This window comes from Bifidobacterium sp. ESL0745 (genome assembly GCF_029433335.1).
Classification (GTDB): domain Bacteria; phylum Actinomycetota; class Actinomycetes; order Actinomycetales; family Bifidobacteriaceae; genus Bifidobacterium.
This window is the reverse complement of record NZ_JAQTHX010000001.1, coordinates 581,958-601,553: the sequence shown is the minus strand read 5'-3', so window position 1 is coordinate 601,553 and position 19,596 is coordinate 581,958. Positions and strand designations below refer to the sequence as shown.

General features: G+C 56.1%; 11 protein-coding genes and 1 pseudogene. 2 read left to right on the top strand and 10 right to left on the bottom strand.

The annotated features are described in order from the left end of the window. Window positions 1-162: 162 nt before the first annotated feature. From PT275_RS02190 to hisS, 3 genes are all read right to left on the bottom strand, one after another. Window positions 163-969, bottom strand: a complete 807-nt coding sequence (locus tag PT275_RS02190) for an amino acid ABC transporter ATP-binding protein (protein ID WP_277151927.1) — start codon at window positions 967-969, stop codon at window positions 163-165. 347 nt (window positions 970-1,316) lie between these two features. After that, on the bottom strand, window positions 1,317-3,116 hold the full coding sequence (gene aspS, locus PT275_RS02185) for an aspartate--tRNA ligase (protein WP_277151925.1): 1,800 nt from the start codon (window positions 3,114-3,116) through the stop codon (window positions 1,317-1,319). A 56-nt stretch (window positions 3,117-3,172) separates the two neighbouring features. Further along, window positions 3,173-4,573, bottom strand: coding sequence for a histidine--tRNA ligase (hisS, locus tag PT275_RS02180; RefSeq protein ID WP_277151923.1), 1,401 nt, complete (start codon window positions 4,571-4,573; stop codon window positions 3,173-3,175). A 91-nt stretch (window positions 4,574-4,664) separates the two neighbouring features. Here hisS and PT275_RS02175 point away from each other — a divergent pair, with 91 nt between their 5' ends. Next, on the top strand, window positions 4,665-6,263 hold the full coding sequence (locus PT275_RS02175; RefSeq protein ID WP_277151921.1) for a DUF349 domain-containing protein: 1,599 nt from the start codon (window positions 4,665-4,667) through the stop codon (window positions 6,261-6,263). Window positions 6,264-6,368: 105 nt separating this feature from the next. Further along, on the top strand, window positions 6,369-8,273 hold the full coding sequence (locus tag PT275_RS02170; RefSeq protein WP_277151919.1) for a hypothetical protein: 1,905 nt from the start codon (window positions 6,369-6,371) through the stop codon (window positions 8,271-8,273). A 498-nt stretch (window positions 8,274-8,771) separates the two neighbouring features. Here the strand turns inward: PT275_RS02170 and PT275_RS02165 are convergent. From PT275_RS02165 to groL, 7 genes and pseudogenes are all read right to left on the bottom strand, one after another. Next, window positions 8,772-11,282, bottom strand: a pseudogene (locus PT275_RS02165) (ATP-dependent Clp protease ATP-binding subunit); the annotation flags it as partial. 179 nt (window positions 11,283-11,461) lie between these two features. Beyond that, entirely contained in the window at window positions 11,462-12,997 is a 1,536-nt protein-coding gene (locus PT275_RS02160; protein ID WP_348519503.1) for a DUF3027 domain-containing protein, read from the bottom strand. Window positions 12,998-13,018: 21 nt separating this feature from the next. Next, complete coding sequence (locus PT275_RS02155; protein WP_277151917.1) at window positions 13,019-13,408, bottom strand: cold shock domain-containing protein; 390 nt, start codon at window positions 13,406-13,408, stop codon at window positions 13,019-13,021. Between the two features lie 297 nt (window positions 13,409-13,705). Further along, window positions 13,706-15,547 (bottom strand): HAMP domain-containing sensor histidine kinase, encoded by a 1,842-nt coding sequence (locus PT275_RS02150; RefSeq protein WP_277153622.1) that lies wholly within the window; start codon window positions 15,545-15,547, stop codon window positions 13,706-13,708. Between the two features lie 167 nt (window positions 15,548-15,714). Next, entirely contained in the window at window positions 15,715-16,449 is a 735-nt protein-coding gene (locus PT275_RS02145; protein WP_277153621.1) for a response regulator transcription factor, read from the bottom strand. A 149-nt stretch (window positions 16,450-16,598) separates the two neighbouring features. Further along, window positions 16,599-17,375 carry a hypothetical protein gene (locus tag PT275_RS02140; protein WP_277151914.1) on the bottom strand — a complete coding sequence of 259 codons (777 nt, stop codon included), beginning with the start codon at window positions 17,373-17,375 and terminating at the stop codon, window positions 16,599-16,601. Window positions 17,376-17,827: 452 nt separating this feature from the next. Continuing rightward, the gene (gene groL, locus PT275_RS02135; RefSeq protein ID WP_277151912.1) at window positions 17,828-19,456 is read right to left on the bottom strand and encodes a chaperonin GroEL; all 1,629 of its coding nucleotides are present in this window, start codon (window positions 19,454-19,456) and stop codon (window positions 17,828-17,830) included. Window positions 19,457-19,596 lie beyond the last annotated feature (140 nt).

Here is a 19,596-nt window from a genome sequence, read left to right as displayed (position 1 = left end):
CTTCCCCATTCGCTATTGAGCGGATTGACGATTTTGTGCTTTCATGTATTGCGCTTCTCGGTCTTTACTGCCGAATATCTGCCGCGATTGCCGATTCCTGCCGGATAGCCCGTAGCGCAACAGGAACCGGTGCCGCCGCTCGAATATCAAATACATAGAACGTCAGTGCGTGAGGATCTTGGAAAGGAAATCCTTGGCACGTTCGGTTTTCGGATGGTCGAAGAACTCGTCCGGCGTTCCCTTTTCAAGAATCCTGCCGTCGGCCATGAAGACGATATGGTCGGCCGCCTTGCGTGCGAAGCCCATCTCGTGGGTCACGCAGATCATCGTCATGCCCTCGCTGGCGAGCTTGATCATCACGTCAAGCACCTCGTTGACCATTTCCGGGTCGAGGGCGCTGGTGGGCTCGTCGAAAAGCATAATCTTCGGCTGCATGGCCAGCGCGCGGGCGATGGCCACACGCTGCTGCTGGCCGCCGGAAAGCTGGGACGGCATCTTGTTGGCCTGGCTCTCGACGCCGACGCGGGCCAGAAGATCCATGCCGAGGTCGTCGGCGTCCTTCTTGTCCATATGCCTCACCTTGACCGGCGCAAGCGTGACGTTCTGCAGGATCGTCTTGTTGGCGAAAAGGTTGAACTGCTGGAAGACCATGCCGACTTCGGCGCGCAAATTGGCAAGGTCCTTGCCTTCCTGCGGAAGCGGCTGGCCGTCGATGCGGATAGTGCCCGAGTCGATGGTTTCCAGTCTGTTGATGGTGCGGCACATCGTCGATTTGCCGGATCCGGAAGGCCCGACCACGACGAGCACTTCGCCCTTGTCGACCTTGAGGTTGATGTCCTTCAAGACATGGAGCTTGCCGAAATGCTTTTCCACATGAGAGAGTTCGACCAACGGCTGGTTCTCCTCCACCGTTGCACTCAGCGCGCCATTATCATGCGCTTTAATGATGGTTTCTTTGGTATCAGACATGAAAAGCAGTATACCTGCACAGTGTTACTACATAGTTACCAGCGAAATTATTGGAACATATCAGCAATTAGTGTTACACAACTAACACTTGCCATCAATCCGGCGGTTTGTATATATTTCATTGCTTTTTATCACGTCAAATTAACTTAAAAAGAAGAGAAAGATTCCAGCAATCACGAAAATCTCCTTGTCATACATCTGCGCATTTTGCAAGGGTCTTCATTCTGGGAAACGCTTCGGTTGCCACCTTCCAATCACTGACTCAATACACAAATGTGCCCGGCTTGCAAGCACAACCGGGCACATTTCAATACCAACGTATTTGGAACAAAGCCTACGAAACCGAACTAGTCCTTGTCCTCATCCGGATCGTAGTCGACGCCGGTCTCGGCGCGCTGAGCATCGGAAATCGGAGCCGGGGCACCAGTGAGCGGATCGCGGCCGCCGCCGGCCTTCGGGAAGGCGATGACGTCGCGGATGGTGTCAACGCCGGCGAGCAACGAAACCGTGCGGTCCCAGCCAAGAGCGATGCCCGCGTGAGGCGGTGCACCGTACTTGAACGCTTCAAGCAGGAAGCCGAACTTCTCCTGGGCTTCCTCTTCGCCGATGCCGAGCACATCGAGCACACGCTCCTGGATGTCGTTGCGGTGGATACGCACCGAACCTCCGCCCATCTCCTCACCGTTGCAGACGATGTCGTAGGAGTCGCTCATGGCGTGTTCCGGGTCCTTGTCGAACTTATCGATCCAGTCGGCGCTCGGCATGGTGAACGGATGATGCATCGAAGTCCACTTGGAATGGCCAACGGCCACATCGTCGTCGTCCGGGTCGTCGGTGCGCTTGAAGAGCGGGAAGTCGACCACCCATGTGAAGGCGAACTTCTTCGGATCGAGCAGGCCTGCGCGACGCGCGATCTCAACGCGGGCAGCACCGAGCAGCAGCTGCGAGGATTCACGGGTGCCCGCGGCGAAGAACACCGCGTCCCCGTCCTTGGCGCCCACGGCCTCTTTCAGACCGTTGCGTTCCTCGTCGGAAAGGTTCTTGGCCACAGGCCCCTTGAGGGTGCCGTCGCCGGTGAACTGGACGTAGGCGAGGCCCTTGGCCCCGCGCTGGCGTGCCCATTCCTGCCATGCGTCGAACTGACGACGCGGCGTATCGGCCCCGCCCTCGAAGACCACGGCACCGACGTAGGGTGCCTGGAAGACGCGGAACGGCGTGTTCTTGAAGTAATCGGTGAGTTCGACGATCGGGTTGCCGAAACGCAGATCGGGCTTGTCGGAACCGTACTTGTCCATCGCGTCCTGCCAGGTGATGCGGTCGATCGGCAGCTTGACGTCATAGCCCTGGGTCTTCCAGATGGCGGCGATGACCTTCTCGGCCATGGCCATCACGTCTTCCTGATCGACGTAGCTCATTTCCATGTCGAGCTGGGTGAATTCGGGCTGGCGGTCGGCGCGGAAGTCCTCGTCACGGTAGCACCGTGCGAGCTGGAAGTAACGCTCAACACCACCTACCATCAACAGCTGTTTCAGAAGCTGCGGGGACTGCGGCAGCGCGTACCAGGAGCCGGGCACCAAGCGTGCCGGCACCACAAAGTCGCGCGCACCTTCCGGCGTGGACTTGATGAAGGTCGGTGTCTCGACTTCGGTGAAGTCCATATCCTCCAGCGCGTGGCGCGCCGCACGGGTCATGTCGCTGCGAAGCTTCAAGTTGCGCTGCATGGAAGGACGACGCAGATCGAGATAACGATACTTCAGACGCACATCCTCGCCAGGAAGTTTGTTCTCGGCCTCGTTTTCCAGGGCGGTGGAAACCTGGAACGGCAGCGCGTCGGACTTGGCCAGCACCTTGAGGCTTTCGACGACGACCTCGACCTTGCCGGTGGAAAGGTGCTCGTTCTCGTTGCCATCCGGGCGCTCACGCACCTCGCCGACGACTTGGATGACGAACTCGCTGCGCAACGGACGGGCGATCTCCTCGTCGTAAATGACGATCTGCACCAAGCCGGTGCTGTCACGCAAGTCGATGAAGGCGACGCCGCCGTGATCGCGCCTGCGGTCGACCCAGCCCGCAAGGGTTACCTTCTGGCCGATCAGTTCCTCGGTCACTTCAGTGGCATGGTGTGTTCTATATGCCGTCTGGCTCATGCTCCCTCTATTCCTTATCTACTAACCGCTCGAAAACCGCGAAAATCCGCGCTCTTTTACTTGTCCAAAGAGACGGTTTGCTGAGCATACACAGTATCGGGTTGCCATGACTTGGCATCGGCGGGAACCTGCTCACCGGTGATGATGTTCTTCACCTCGTCATGGTCGCTGCCCTCGCCGTCGCCCGATGCGTCGGCCGGGAACCAGACATAGGGAATGCCCAGTTTGTCGGCATATTTGATCTGCTTGCCGAGCTTTGCGGCCTTCGGAGCCACGTCGGCGGCGATGCCGCGCTTGCGCAGGGCAGCGGCGATATGGTTGCAATCCAAGCGATCGTCCTCGTTCCAGACGGCCACCATGACGGCTGCCGGCGAAACACGGGAGGCGTGCGCACCTGCGGTGTGCAGCATATAGGAGACCAAACGAGACAAGCCGATCGACAGGCCTACACCCGGATATTTCCTGTTGCCTTGTGAAGCGAGGTTGTCGTACCGCCCGCCGGAGCAGATGGAACCAAGCTCAGCGGCACCGTCAAGGAAGGTCTCGTAGACGGAACCGGTGTAATAATCAAGACCACGCGCAATCTTCAGATCCGCAATGACGGAGCCGGGACGGGTGATGGCCGCTTCATCGACGATCATCGCCAACGTATCGAGGCCTTCGCGGGCAAGCCGGTATGCGTCGCTGTCCTGTGCAATACCGTGCTTGGCACACAGCTCATCAAACTTCTCTAGAAGTTCCTTGCCGTCTTTGGCAGTGAGTTCCGCCAGTTCAAGGCAAGCGCGAGCCTGCGCTTCGTCGGCACCGCACTCGCTGACCAGAAGCTTGACCACTTCGTCGGCACCGATCTTGTCGAGCTTATCGATCTCACGCAACACGCCCTCGACATCCGTGAGGCCAAGCCCGCGGTAGAAGCCCTCGGAAAGCTTGCGGTTGTTGGCATGCACAGTGGCCCTCGGAAGGCCGAATTTACGCAGTTCCTCAAGCGCCTGGACCATGACCAGCGGCAATTCGACCTCATAATGGTCCTCCAACTCGCCATTGCCGATCACATCGATATCGGCCTGGACGAACTCACGGAAGCGGCCTTCCTGCGGACGCTCGCCGCGCCAGACCTTCTGGATCTGCCAACGCTTGAACGGGAACGCGAGCTGACCGGAGTGCTCGACCACGTAACGGCTCAGAGGAACGGTCAAATCAAAATGCAGGCCAAGGCGATGCTCAATAGGCGTGTCGGATTCGTGGCCGACCTCCTGCAGACGCGAGAGCAGATAAATTTCTTTGCTCGTCTCGCCTTTCTTCAGAAGACTCGAGCCTTCCTCCACTGCCCTGGTCTCGATGCCGATGAATCCGTTGAGTTCGAAAACCCTGCGGACCGTGTCGATGACACGCTGTTCGACCACCCTTTCTTGAGGTAGCCACTCCGGAAATCCTGAAATTGATGCGCCTTTTGCCATAACTCCCTATAATAAGTGGTGTTGCGGAAAATCGAGACGACCGTCTCGACTCTGCGACGCCTGTTACACGAAGACTCTCAAGGAGCTGGCCATGGCCGACGAACAAGTCACTGAATCGAAAAACACCAATGAACCCAACGCACAGGCAGCGCAGCCTGCCGCGGACGCACAGGCCAGCGCCACGTCCAAACCGGTAGAACCGGCAAACACACCGGCTCCTGCTGAGCCTGCAGCGCCGAAGGCTCCTGCACCCGTCAAGGCTACGCAACCCGAGACATCTAAGGTTGGCGACACGCCGAAGGCTCCTGCACCGGCCAAGGCAGCGCCCACTGTGGCCGCGCCGGCAGCCCCAGCCAAGCCCGCACCAAAGCCGCATGTCCCCTCCCCCCTGGCCTTTGCCAAGAAACCGGCGAAGCACCCGGTCACAGCCCCGGCTCACACATACTCGGAAACCGACGTCAAGGCCGCCGAAGCATTCGGTCGTGTCGACGACAAAGGCACTGTGTATGTCAAGGAAGGCGAAAGTGAGCGCGAGGTCGGTCAGTTCCCCGGTGTCACCAACGACGAGGCATTGACACTTTACGCACGTCGTTATCTCGACCTCAAGGCCAAGCTCGACCTGTTCGCCACACGCCTCAAGGCCGCGAACATCAAGCCCCACGAGATTGATGAATCCATCAAGACGCTCGGCGAGGAAACCGCCAGCCCCGCTATCGTAGGCGACATCGCCGCCCTCAAGGCGCAGTATGAGGAGCTGAAGAAAGCCGGAGAGACCAAGAAGGCCGAGCTTGCCGAGGCTCGCAAGGCCGCTCTCGAAAAGGCCATCAAGGAGCGCACCGCCATCGTGGAGAAGGCTGAGGCACTTGCAAATTCGCTTTCAGAGAACACGAATTGGCGTTCCACCGCTGACAAGTTCCGTTCGCTCTTCGAGCAATGGCAGGAGCATCAGCGCAACAGTGTCCGCATTGACAAGCCGACCGCCGACGCGCTGTGGAAACGCTTCTCCGCCGCCCGCACCACGTTCAACCAGCACCGCCGCAAGTGGGCGCAGGCCCGCGATGCCTCCCGCGAGGAGACCAAGCGTGTCAAGGAAGAAATCATCAAGGAAGCCAACGAGATCAAGGACTCCACTGACTGGGGCGCCACTTCCCATCAGTTCAACGAGCTCATGGACCGTTGGAAGGCCGCCGGCCGCGCCGGACGCAAGGAAGACGACGAACTGTGGGCCAGGTTCCGCGAGGCCTGCGACGTGTTCTTCAATGCGCGCCAGGCCGACCGTGACCAAATGAGCTCCAACGAAAAGGACAATCTCGCCAAGAAGGAAGAGCTGCTGAAGAAAGCCGAGGCGCTGGTGCCGGTCGCCGACGAGAAGGCCGCCAAGAAGGCACGTCAGGCGCTGGCTGACATTCAGGACGAGTGGGATCAGATTGGCTATGTGCCGCGCGAGGACATGCACCGCATCGAAAGCCGCCTTGACGCCGTCGACAACCAGATCAAGGCCGTTGAGGAAGCCGCTTGGAAGAAGAGCGACCCGGAAGCCGATGCCCGCGTATCAAGCTTCGAGACCCAGCTGAAGGCCCAGCTTGATGAGCTCAACGCCCAGATCGCCGCCGAGTCCGACCCGGCCAAGAAGTCCAAGCTCGAAGCCGAAAAGGCCACCAAGGAACAGTGGCTCAACGCCGTGAAGTAAGCAGAATCGATTAACAAACATAATGGCTGTCATAGAATATTCATGTGGCAGCCATTAATTATATATTATTGATTATTAGCAAATAACAATACTGGTAGGTCGGCAATGAAGTTGGGCGCAGTTCTTTTTTATAAATGTCGGTTTGATATTTCGCTGTCAGATTCCAGCGAATACACGGATCTTTTGTGGCAGATTCTTCTGGATATCAAAAAGTGGATACATCACAAAAGATATTACAATTTCCTGAAGGACAACACCGACCTCACCTATGCAAAATCCGGGACCAACCTGTACAGGCATGACAACAATGTCGACCTCTCCCTATCCACTGCCTCGGTGACCAACTATAAGAACATCGCACAGGAATGGGCGTGCGAATTCTGCGAAAAAAGAAAAGCCAGGGAAGTCGAAGGAGTCGTCTATGCACCACGCGAATGGATGACGGAAATAGGGTTTCGACAGTCCGAAGACTCATCTTCCGCACAATTTTCCCTCATTGTCTCTTATTTAGACCAACCAGGTTTTATCGGACCTTCCAAAAATGCTCCTGTGCCCTCGGTTCCGGCACTGATTCGGATTTTGGTTGAGGATGGCACACTGAAATGCACCAAATCGGGATTCGATATTACCAAAATGAATATGGTCGTGGGGAATGGAGGTATATCCGCAGAAAAGTTTTGGAATCTGGTGCGCGATGAAGACCGGGATTACCCGATTCTGTATATCAGCCCTGATAGCCAGGGACGCTACCCCGTGGATCCTTTCGATCTGGACACAAAACTTTACCCCAATGCCTTGGTTTGCAGTCCGCAAAGCGCAGATGAGGATAGGGAAATCATGCGCAAACGACCCATCGTCGCCTTCAATTATCAGCCTTACTCGATCCGCTTGTTCGCAACCCATCCACGGTTGAACAACAAGCAGGAAATCTACAGGGACCTGCGCAGGCATCGCTGTCTGTCGAGCAAGGCGATAACACAGCTTCGAGAAGGCCAGGATAAAAAAGACACTGATAGTGTAGAAAACATTCTTCGGCAGGCTCTGGCCCAGGATGTCCACTCATACGAGACGGATGATCTTATCAGCTTGTCGGACGTCAAGGATGACCTCCAGCAATCCAGACTTGAGCAGAACCTTGTCGAATCAAAGCAGCACTTCAATGACTACAAGGAAAAACTGGAAAAGCTCAGTGCATCCATTGCTACTCAGGTAAACCAAACAATTGAGTATGAACAGCCGCAACATTCGCAGACTACTAGTGTTAAGGATCTGCAGGCTCAGATCACCGGTTTACTGGACAATCTAAAAAGCAGCAGAAACAATGCGGATGACATGCTGAAACTGGCCAAATCATACGAAAGCGACCTTTCCAAGAGCCAGCAGAACAACTATGAGCTGCAGACAAAGAATTACAATTTGATCAACCGGCTTTCCAATCTTGAAAAGGGAGGAGAGGGCAAAAACGATTACCTCGAAATCCAGCAGCTGATCACTTCGTCTTCCCCGCAGAATCTGATGGCGGACAATACAACCAGAAACCACGAAACCGACATCAAAATCGTAACGTTTTTTGCCGCAATCTTCAGCGATCGCATCGTCGTGACAAAAGAGGCATACGAGAGTCTAAAAGACTGCGTAACCCGTCCAAACTATTTATGGCAGGCAATGTATATGATGTGCCAGCCGCTATACCGTACCTATAAAGAGACGAAAAACTCCAATATCACGAAGACGTTCCTAGAGCAGGATGATGTCGTCGGAGGTTTTACGGTAGCGTTGCACGAAGGCCATGAGACGCACAAAGATGATGATTACATGAATCTACGAAAAGTCGGGTACCAGGGCCACATCATCAGCATCGAAAGCCATCTGAAACGTGGCGGAGGAAAAGACGACAGCCGAAGCGTGCGCATATACTACTGCTGGGCTGCTGATAAAACCGGGGGAAAGCTTGTCATCGGCCACATTGGCAAACATCTGAAAAACTATTCAACCCACAAACTCAATTGAGTCATCGTCCGCTCAAGTGTGTACACCCCACCGTTGGCGAAATGCAGAGTTTGTTGTACGCCAAGAAGAGATCAGTGAATAAATTGCCGCTATCACTTCCCTATTCCAAATCGAGCCAGTGAGAAAAGTACCGAAACGGAATCAAATCGTGCTTTTCTCACTGGCAGAGGGTTTGTGCTGTGAGGCGTTCAGGAACGAGTATGTGTGAAGACCCGGCTCCTTTTTTGAGGAAACCGGGTCTTCACACAGTAGGGGCTACTGAATCAGCGCCCGCTTATGCAAATATCACTCATTCGAATTGGCTGAGGCATCAGAACCACTGTCAGAGCCTTCAACCGAAGAATCATTCGACGCGTTCGGCGGCGTATCCGCTGACGAATCGGGTGCTGGCGTTGATGACGGAGCGGCTGGCGCATCGCCTGAATCAGTTGATGCAGCTGCGCCGGCAGCCGTATCAACCGGGGCACCGACACCTACCAATTCTGGTTGCTTACCATCAGCATCGGTGTCGGCCGGCTTGGCACTCGGATCCTCGAAGGGCACACCCTTGAAGGTGAACTCCCCCAGGATGCCTTCGCCTTCGGCGTCGACTTCCACCTTCTCACCGTTCTTGAGGTCTCCCATCAGAATCTTCTCGGAGACGGCGTCCTCGATGTCACGTGTGATGACGCGACGCAGCGGACGGGCGCCAAGCAGCGGGTCGAAGCCCTTCTGCGCGAGCAGATCCTTGGCGGCATCCGTCAATTCGATGGTCATGTGACGCTCGAAGAGACGGTCATTGAGCTGGCCCAAGTCGAGATCGACGATCTGACGGACCTGTGGCTCGGTCAACTGACGGAAGACGATGATGTCGTCCAAGCGGTTCAGGAACTCAGGACGGAACTGCTGCTTGAGCTCGCTGGTCACCTGGCTCTTCATGCGCTCATAGCTCGACTCCTGGTCATTGCCGGAGCTGAAGCCGGTGTTGGCGGCCTTGGCGATGTCCTTGGTGCCGAGGTTGGTCGTCAGGATGATGATGGTGTTCTTGAAGTCCACCTTGCGGCCTTGACCGTCGGTCAGATGGCCGTCGTCCAGCACCTGCAAGAGTGTGTTGAAGATGTCGGGGTGGGCCTTCTCAATCTCGTCGAAAAGCACGACGGAGAACGGCTTGCGGCGGACCTTCTCGGTGAGCTCGCCGCCCTCTTCGTACCCGACGTACCCTGGAGGCGCGCCAAAGAGGCGCGAGGCAGCGTATTTCTCGGAGAACTCGGACATGTCGACGCGAATCAGCGCATCCTCGTCATCGAAGAGGAACTGCGCCAATGCCTTGGCCAGCTCGGTCTTGCCGACACCGGTAGGGCCTGCGAAGATGAACGAACCTGCGGGACGCTTCGGATCCTTCAGGCCGACACGCGTACGGCGAATCGAACGGGCAAGCGCGGAAACCGCTTCGTCCTGGCCGATGATGCGCTTGTGCAGTTCGGACTCCATATTCAGGAGCTTCTTGGATTCGGCCTGTGTGAGCTTGAAGACCGGGATGCCAGTGGTCGAGGAAACGACCTCCGCAATCACTTCTTCGTCCACGACCATCTTGACATCGCTGCCGCCCTCGCGCCAGGTCTTTTCCTTTTCCTTGCGCTCAGTCTGCAGCTTGCCTTCCTGGTCACGCAGTTCGGCGGCCTTCTCAAAGTCCTGGCCTTTGATGGCCTTGTCCTTCTCGTCGGAGATTTTGGCGATCCTGCCGTCGAGCTCCTTAAGCTCCGGCGGTGCGGTGAGGCGTTTGATGCGCAGTCGGGCACCTGCCTCGTCGATAAGGTCAATGGCCTTGTCGGGCAGATTGCGATCCTGAATGTAACGCGACGAAAGCTCGGCCGCGGCCTGGAGCGCACCGTCGGTGATGGTCACCTTGTGGTGATTCTCATAACGGCTGCGCAGGCCTTTCAGGATCTCGATGGTGTCCGCGATGGACGGCTCGTCGACCTGAATGGGCTGGAAACGACGTTCGAGCGCCGCGTCCTTTTCGATGTACTTACGATATTCGTCGGTCGTGGTGGCACCGATGGTCTGGAGCTCGCCACGGGCCAGCATCGGCTTCAAAATATCGGAAGCGCCCAATGCGCCGTCGGCCGAACCTGCACCCACGATAGTATGGATTTCGTCGATGAAGAGCACGATGTCGCCGCGGGTCTTGATTTCCTTCAGAACCTTTTTCAGACGTTCCTCGAAATCGCCACGATAACGCGAACCGGCCACCATGGAGGCCAAGTCAAGCGAATAGACCTGCTTGCCCTTCAAGGTCTCCGGCACGTCGCCGGCATGGATCTTTTGAGCCAGGCCTTCGACGACAGCAGTCTTGCCGACACCGGGTTCGCCGATCAGCACCGGGTTGTTCTTGGTGCGCCGGGAAAGCACAACCATGACACGCTCGATTTCCTTGGCGCGCCCGATGACCGGATCCAGCTTGCCTTCCGCAGCTTCCGCGGTAAGGTTGCGGCCGAACTGATCAAGGATTGCAGAACCGGTCTGACGACCCTTGTTCTCCACACTACCCGCGTTGGCAAGATCACCTTTGTTGTCGGCTTCGGCACCGCCGGAGTTTCCACGGATCAGGTCGATGGTGGTACTACGAAGATCGCCCAGATCAACGTCCATCTTGATGAGCACCTGAGTGCCCACCCCCTCACCCTCGCGGATGAGACCGAGCAGAATGTGCTCGGTGCCAATATAGCTATGGCCCAATTGCAGCGCTTCGCGCAAGCTCAGTTCAAGAACCTGCTTGGCATGCGGGGTAAACGGAATATGACCATTCGGCGCAGCGTTGCCCTTGCCGATCATTTCCTCAACTTGCTTGCGCGTATCCTCCAAGGTGACGCCCTTGGCGGCAAGCGCCTTGGCCGCGATTCCTTCGCCTTCACGAATCAGACCGAGCAACAAATGTTCGGTACCGATATAGTTGTGCTGGAGGGCCTTGGCTTCTTCCTGCGCCAGCACAATCACGCGCCTGGCACGGTCAGTAAACCGTTCGAACATACTTGTCCTTCCACTGTTGATAATCCATTTAACTCTACCGATTTACGATGACGTTTATTTCATGCCGCACGACGATTGCGCTGAGAACGCAACAAACACGGCGAAAACGGCTAGACTTCAATCATTCATACCGTTTTTGACCCGTTTCGTTCGACGTCATCAACGCTACGCTCCTGTTCTCAGTCATCGTGAGATTGCGTTGTGACTTCGCCGGCATCGTCATCGGCAGCAGACGCGGCCTGCGTGGAATCTTCAGACTGTCTTTGCGTTTCGCCTTCGCCATCGACTTCGGCGTCATCAGCATCGTCTGATTCATCGTCGTCATCAGATTCGTCTTCATCCGTCTGCTCGATTTGATCGCCAAGTGAATCGGAATCGTCATCGCTATCATCGTCCGACGAATCATCATCGTCGTTCTCATCCTGCAGGTCATCGTCATCGCTTAAATCAATGGTCGATTCCACGGCAACTTCGGTAGCGACGGCACTTGACACGGCACCCTGGTCATTGTCATTGTCATTGTCATTGTCATTGTCATTGTCGTCATCGGCATCCACATCATCGTCCAACGACCCAGGAACTGCATGTTCGGCGATATCGGTTTCGGTTGCCGTATCCTCGTCCGTGTCCTCGTCATCGTCGATTGACTCGATGAGCTCCACCTGCCCACGTTCCTCACGCGGCGCCTGCGCGATGATATCGATGTGCAAGTCGTCGAACGCCGGCTTGGACTGCACCCACAGGTGCGAAGGCTCAGGCTGCTCGATTTCGGAATGTTCACCGCAACCATGGTCCAACGAAACGACGCGCCCGTCATCAGGACTCCAACGGTTTGCGCACACCCCGAACATGGTGTCAAGGTCACCCTTGAGGCCGATGAAGAAGGCACAGGTCGAGCACAGGTTGCCTTCAGCCGTCTTGGTGGAAAGCGATTTCGGACCGTGCTGACCTTCATACCACCGTTTGGCGGTCTGCGAACGGCCCAGCTCGCTCATCACATGTCGGCGGGAAAGGGCGAACTCCTCCACTGTATCCTCGAGTTCGGTGCTGATTCCGGTTTCGGGATCGATCTGATCGTCTTCGGAGCGCGTTTCCTGGGTTGGAGCGTTTTCAGATTCAGCGCGATCGACGGCATTTTGCACGTCCTCCGTGGCATTCTCTACTCCATCCTTGGCGCTTTTTGAGCCGTCGACGTTCTCAGCCGATGACATTCCGTCATCAGAACCGTCGATTCCATCAGAGGTACCGCTACTTTTCGCATCATCTTCGGCAACACTGGAGTCTTCGGACCCAACGGCTTCGGTTTTGCGAAATCCGTCTTCCATACGCGGGTCATCCGGATCGGTGCCCAGCGAATCGGTCACCGAAAGATCGCTTACCTCAAGTCTGTCTTTCCAAGGAATCCACGCCGGTGCCAGCAAGGAGTCCTTCGTGGAAACCAGCGTGGATTCATTGACGCTCCAAGTGTCACGATCAACATCGTGGTAGAGCGTCACCGCCCATTGCCAGCCTTCGTAGCCCTTTCTTAAGGCCTCAAAACGAAAATCAGTGACATTGTCGCCCAGATCGATGCTTTGCACGAAGTCCCCGACCTCTTCGGGCTCGTCGGCCACGCTCAGCACCACCGACTTCGCCAAAGCGCGGGGATCGAGCTTCGCCTCGTCATCCCCAGCAGTCTCGTCTGCAGTGGTTACCGTCATACTGTCCTCTGCCATACTGTCTTCCAGTTTCCTTCTTTAGTCCTCGACATCGAAATCATCGGCAACAGCCCTCAACAACGTCGCCAACTTACGACTTTCGCCGGGGTTCGGATAGCGATGGCGCCTCAGCGAATTACCGGCCTGGTCGAGCAGCTTGATCAGATCCTCGACGATGGCTGCCATATCATCGGGTTTGGGCCTGGTTGCACGCACCACGGAAGGCACCGGTCCCAATACATGCAGATCCATGGCCTGAGGCCCCTTGCGTCCGTCCACCAAAGAAAACTCTACTTTCGCACCTTTACGCAGGGTCGACGTACCTGTCGGCAATGCGGCCGCAGGCAAGAACACATCGTTTCCTTCTTCGTCGGTGATAAAACCGTAACCCCTCTTGGAATCGAACCAACGCACTTTTCCACTGGGCATGACACACCTCATTCATCCTGAAAACTTCAAACGGAACACTCTGTTCTTATTCCGTATTTTCCTTAATATCACCAGTTTAGCCTAACGGCTACGCAAACCGCGAAACCATGGGTTGGAAACAGGAGATTTTTCAACGACGAGCCAATCAGTGCACGTTAGCGGGCTGGAAACGGACAAATAAAGGATAAGCGAATCGGATAAATTGTCATACAATAAGTTTCGAAAGCGCCTACCCGTCGCCTAATGCCATATCCACCGAGACAATCGGAAAAATCGGTCTCAGTAAGTTTCTTTGGATTAGTTTTCGTGGCTATGCGGGTCGGATCGGTTCGTCTTGTTTTTCTCGCGGTGTGACCACTTGCCTTGACGACTCCCCTGCCTGTTTTGCCGCGATGACTTGCTTAACTTATCCGATTTACCGGCTTTTCCGTCCTCGGCACTCAACGCTGGTTGCGGCACTTGGGGTTCCACCGGGCCGACGGGTAGGATCACCGTCAGCGTCAGACCTCCGCCATTCAGCGTTGTGGTCGCGTCGATGAACCCATGGTGGGCCCGCACCACGGACTGCGCAATGGACATGCCAAGCCCCGTGCCTCCCTTTTGGCGGGCGCGCGATGGGTCGGCGGTGTAGAAGCGTTCGAAGATCTGGGATTGGCGATCGGCAGGAACGCCAGGCCCGTGATCCATGAAGCTGAACACGGCATAGTTCATACCCATCTGCATGGATTGTCCGACTTCCACCGCCTCAAGGAAATAACGCAATGATTGTGGGTTGGACGGCATACGCTGCAGCGATTCTGGACTGATTGAGGCAGGAAGAAGGGACAGACCAACCTCGACGGGGGAATCCGAAGGAGTGTATCGATGGATGTTGCCCACAATATTGGTGATGACCTGACGCAGCCTCGATGCATCACCGGTAAGCGTCACCAGTGGGAATTGGCCTTCCTTGAACGCAAGATACGCCGGCTTGTTGCCGTCCTTGGCATTGAGTTCAAGTCTTCCGCGCCGTATTGTCCTACTGGTGTCCAATGCATGCAGATCGTCAACGGCATCGCGCAGCTGCTGGGTCAGATTGACCTGCTGGGTCATGTCGATGCCACGCCCCTCGTCGAGTCGCGCAAGCGAAAGCAGATCCTCCACCAACACGGTCATCCGCTGACTTGAAGCCTCGATATGGTCGATGGACTCGTCGGCCCGTTCCAAGGCCCCTGGCAGATCACGCTGCATGTGATACAGTTCCGAGTATCCATGAATCGTCGCCAACGGGGTGCGCAGCTCATGACTGGCATCGGAGACAAACTGCTTCATTTTTTCTGTGGTCTCACGTTGCTCACGGAAGCTTGATTCAATGCGCGCCAGCATGGCGTTCAACGATGCGGCGAGCGAACCGACCTCCGTGTTTTCAGGGGCCGTCGGAACACGTTGGCTCAGGTCACCCGCAGCGATTTTGGCAGCGGTTTTCTCGATGCGCTTCAACGGCAGCAACGTGCGTTGAATAATCAGCGTCGCCACGACGGCACCGAGCAACACAATGATGATGCTGACGAAAATCGAGTATTGGGTCAAGGTACTGATGATGTCAATCTGATCGGCCATGGAAACGCCGATGTATACGGTCATTTTCAACACGCTGGTGCCATCAGGCCCACGTTCCCGGCCTTCCAGCGCAAGCACGCGCCATGGGGCCTGGGCCACCTGCATCGTTCGTTTGTCCGCCTTGACCGATGAGCTTAGTTCTCGAACCTTTGCTTGGGCGGTGAAGGGCTTGTCGAACTGGACATCGCCCATGGAACCATTGGCGGGGAGCACCGGTTCCGAGACGATGCTGTTGCGCAGCACCGGAACCAGAGGGGTGCTGACGATGTTGTTATGAGTATCGCGCAGCTGCATGAAGTATTCGTTGGGCCCGACATTTTCGTTTTCGTCCTTGCTGCTGAGCAAATCGACGTTGCTGTATACCAGCTGGGCCTGGTCGCGCAGCTGGGTGTCGGTCTTCTGGACGAGATAACTGCTGACCAGCTGTCGTATGGTCAGCGAGATGCCAAAGGTACCGACCATCAGCAGCACGAGCGTACAAGCTACCAGTTTGGTGGAAAGCGGCACTGCATCGAGACGTCCAAGCCAGCGTTTGCGCATTCTTGCAAATGCGGGAAACCTGCTGGGTTTGCTGCCTTTGTCTGACTTCTCGGCAGTGTTTTGTGCGTAAGGTTGCTGCACCGAATCGACCTTCGCTTCTGGGAAACCCGCCTTAGCACCCCCGCTGTCCTCCGGTTTGCCCGACGCCTGTGCTTGATTCATGGCTATTACTGGTCCTTCGGCTCGCGGATCATGTAGCCGATGCCACGCTTGGTCTCAATCAATGGGGATACCTTGTGTTTCGTACCATCGGAATCGGTGACCACCACACCGTCGACCTTCTTGCGCAGGTAGGAGATATAGGATTCGACGATGGCCGCATCCCCGCCCCAATCGTATTGCCAGACATGATCAAGGATCTGGGCTTTGGAAAGCACACGGCCTTCGTTGTCCATCAGGTAACGGAGTAGCTTGTACTCCGTCGGGCTCAGATCGATGGTCTGACCCGCGCGGGAAACGTCGTGGGAGTCCTCGTTGATTTCAAGGTCACCCACACGGATGACCGGATCGTCCTCCACCTGTTCGTGGGTTCGGCGCAGGATTGCACGGATGCGCGCGACCACCTCTTCGAGACTGAATGGCTTGGTGACATAGTCATCGCCGCCCACTGTAAGTCCCATGATCTTGTCTTGGGTATCGTCGCGTGCGGTCAAAAACAGCACCGGTGCGTCGATGCCTTCCTGACGGATGCGACGGGTCACCGTGAAGCCGTCGATGTCAGGCAGCATCACGTCGAGGACGATCAGGTCCGGCTGTGTCTTTTCGATGACTTCGATGGCTTCGGTTCCAGAGGCCGCCGTAGCGACCTCGAACCCGGAAAAGTGCAGGGAAGCGACGAGAAGGTCACGAATCGACGGCTCATCGTCCACTACAACGATTGATGCTTCTATCTGTTTGGTCATAGCCATAACAATGACTCGTCTGTCTGTATGTTTCCTGAATGCTTCCTGCACAAATTGCATGATTCATCACTCAGCTAAATGCTGAGGAAAGGCCATGATCAACCAGACCTTTATTTCCATAGCCAACATCGCTTGCAAAACCGCTGTCGTTAATGCTTTTTCCTGTGGCGAGGGCCTCTGGTGGGGCGACCCGACGGTTCCTTATTGCCGCTCCCGCCGGCCTCCGTCATTTCTACGGTTCCATCCGTTCCGGTCTCGCCAGCTTTGCCGGACGACCCGGACTTAGCACGTGAACCCTTGCAGCGGCGCACAAGGAGGACCACCGCAACAGCGACCAACAGCACTACGATACCAATACAAACCGCAATGATGATCTTCGGCTTTTTCGAAGTATCTTGGCCATGCAGTGCCTTGATCTTCTCCATCATCGCGCAGGCCGAACCCGGCCAATCCGGATTGTCGCCTTTTTGGATGGGTCCCAATGCGGCTTGGGAAAGCTCGGAGACATGTTTCTTGTCTTTCAACCAGTCGTCGGAATTATGGGACACCGCCACCACAAGTCTGCCATCGTTCGAAGCCACCGCCAACAAAACCGTATTCGCCGGCGGTTTGGTGGACTGAAGGGTCTCCGCGGCCCACTTATCGGGATCCTTGGTCCCGGTGAAATTCGCGAGATAAAGCAGACGCACCGTCACTCCGGTCTGGGTTTTGGTCGATGCAATCTCATCATTGACTCGTGAAACCTGGCCGCCAAGAAGATTCTGGGGGTCGGTAACTTCCGAACTGAGCTCCCCCACCGATCCTGTTGCCGCATTTGCAGAAGCGGCAGGGCCGATGACGGAACATATCAGCATTATCACGGCAAGAACAAATGAGCCCAACGCAAGTCCCGCTGTCGCGACATGCCGACGACCTGCATAAGGCATGAAGCGATTTGCATAATGTGACGAAATTCCGGAGTCCTCGGTACTGCTCATACGACATGAAGTGCTGACTGACATATCCACCACTGTAGCGGGCAGGTTCACCAATGGGCCTGCAATGTGCTGTGACAGGAATCCTACACAGGACTCGGCCCGCAGTTGCCTATAAACAAAATGAATTCCTGTGTTTCAAACGGTTTTTGGTTTATACCAAAATTTTTAAATCTGGCGAAAGATTAAAAGCATATTGCAAGTTTCAGCGAAAACGCCAAGACCGAACCTGAATTACAACCAACTTTTGACCTATAACCCGCCTTTGCGTAATCTTCATTCATCCGGGCCATATATCGGAAAGGGACCGGTATCCCACTAGGAGATACCAGTCCCGTTACAGTCCTATCGACGCCTTAACGCCTTCGGGTTTCTACCCTAACGCCCAAGGCATCAGGTACGGATCAGTAGCCCATGTCAGCGCCTTGGCCCGCAGCAGGAGCCGGCTTCGGTTCCGGCTTGTTGGCCACCACGGCTTCGGTGGTCAGGAACAGGCCGGCGATGGAAGCGGCGTTCTGCAGAGCGGAACGGGTGACCTTCAGCGGGTCGGCCACACCGGCATCGAGCAGATCCTCGTACTTGTTGGTCGCAGCGTTGAAGCCTTGGCCTTCAGGCAGCTCGCGCACCTTGTTCAAGACGACATCACCGGAGACACCGGAGTTCTCGGCGATCTGCTTGATCGGGGCTTCAATGGCACGGAAGACGATGGCTGCACCGGTAGCCTCTTCATCGGTCAGAGCCTTGACATCTGCGGATTCCTCAGCCTTCTTGGCAGCCTGGACGAGCGCAACACCACCGCCGGGCAGCAGGCCCTCTTCAATGGCGGCCTTCGCGTTGCGAACGGCATCTTCGATGCGGTGCTTACGTTCCTTGGCCTCAACCTCGGTAGCGGCACCGACCTTGATGACAGCCACGCCGCCGGCAAGCTTGGCAAGACGCTCCTGCAGCTTCTCACGGTCATAGTCGGAATCGGTGTTCTCGATCTCGGCACGGATCTGCGAGACGCGAGCCTCGACGTCTTCCTTGGAACCAGCGCCGGAAACGATGGTGGTTTCGTCCTTGGAGACAATGACCTTCTTGGCCTGGCCAAGCACCGACATATCGATGGAGTTGAGCTTCAGACCCAGATCGTCGGAAACGACCTGCGCGCCGGTCAGGATCGCGATATCCTGCAGCATGGCCTTGCGGCGGTCGCCGAAGCCTGGGGCCTTGACAGCACAGGAGTTGAAGGTGCCACGAATCTTGTTCAGAATCAAAGTCGGCAGCGCTTCGCCGTCAACGTCCTCGGCGATGATGAGCAGCGGCTTGCCGCTCTTCATGACGAGCTCGGCGATGTGAACCACGTCTTCCTGGCTGGAGAGCTTGCCGCTCGTGAGCAGGATGTAAGGGTTGTCGAGCACGGCGGTCTGGTCGTCGTTATTGGTAACGAAGTACGGGGAGATATAGCCCTTGTCGAAACGCATGCCTTCGGTGAACTCAAGATCGAGACCGAAACGGTTGTTGTCTTCAACGGTTACGACACCGTCCTGGCCGACTTTGTCAAGCGCCTCGGCGATCTTTTCGCCAATCTCAGGATCGCCAGCGGAAATCGTAGCGGTAGCAGCGATCTGCTCTTTGGTTTCCACGTCCTTTGCCACGGAGACGAGCTCCTTGACGACGGCGTCCGAAGCCTTTTCGATGCCACGACGCAGCGCCACCGGGTTGGATCCGGCGACCACGTTCTTCAGTCCTTCGTGCACGAGTGACTGGGCAAGCACGGTAGCGGTAGTGGTGCCGTCACCAGCGACGTCATCGGTCTTCTTGGCGACTTCCTTGACCAGTTCTGCACCGATACGGGCGTAAGGATCTTCAAGGTCGATTTCCTTGGCGATCGAAACACCATCATTGGTAATGGTCGGGGCGCCATAGCTCTTGTCGAGCACAACGTTGCGGCCCTTCGGGCCCAGCGTGACCTTGACGGTATTGGCGAGTTCATCAAGACCCGCAAGCATTCCTTGGCGAGCTTCCTCGTCATATGCAATCATCTTTGCCATTGTTTCCTCCACAAGTGGCTACACAGCTAATATTGACTCACCCAAAACGATAAAACATGATAACCAACCGTCAGCTGCCGATTATCACTCTTAGGCTTCGAGTGCTAATTGCTAGATTAGCACTCCCCCGCGTCGAGTGC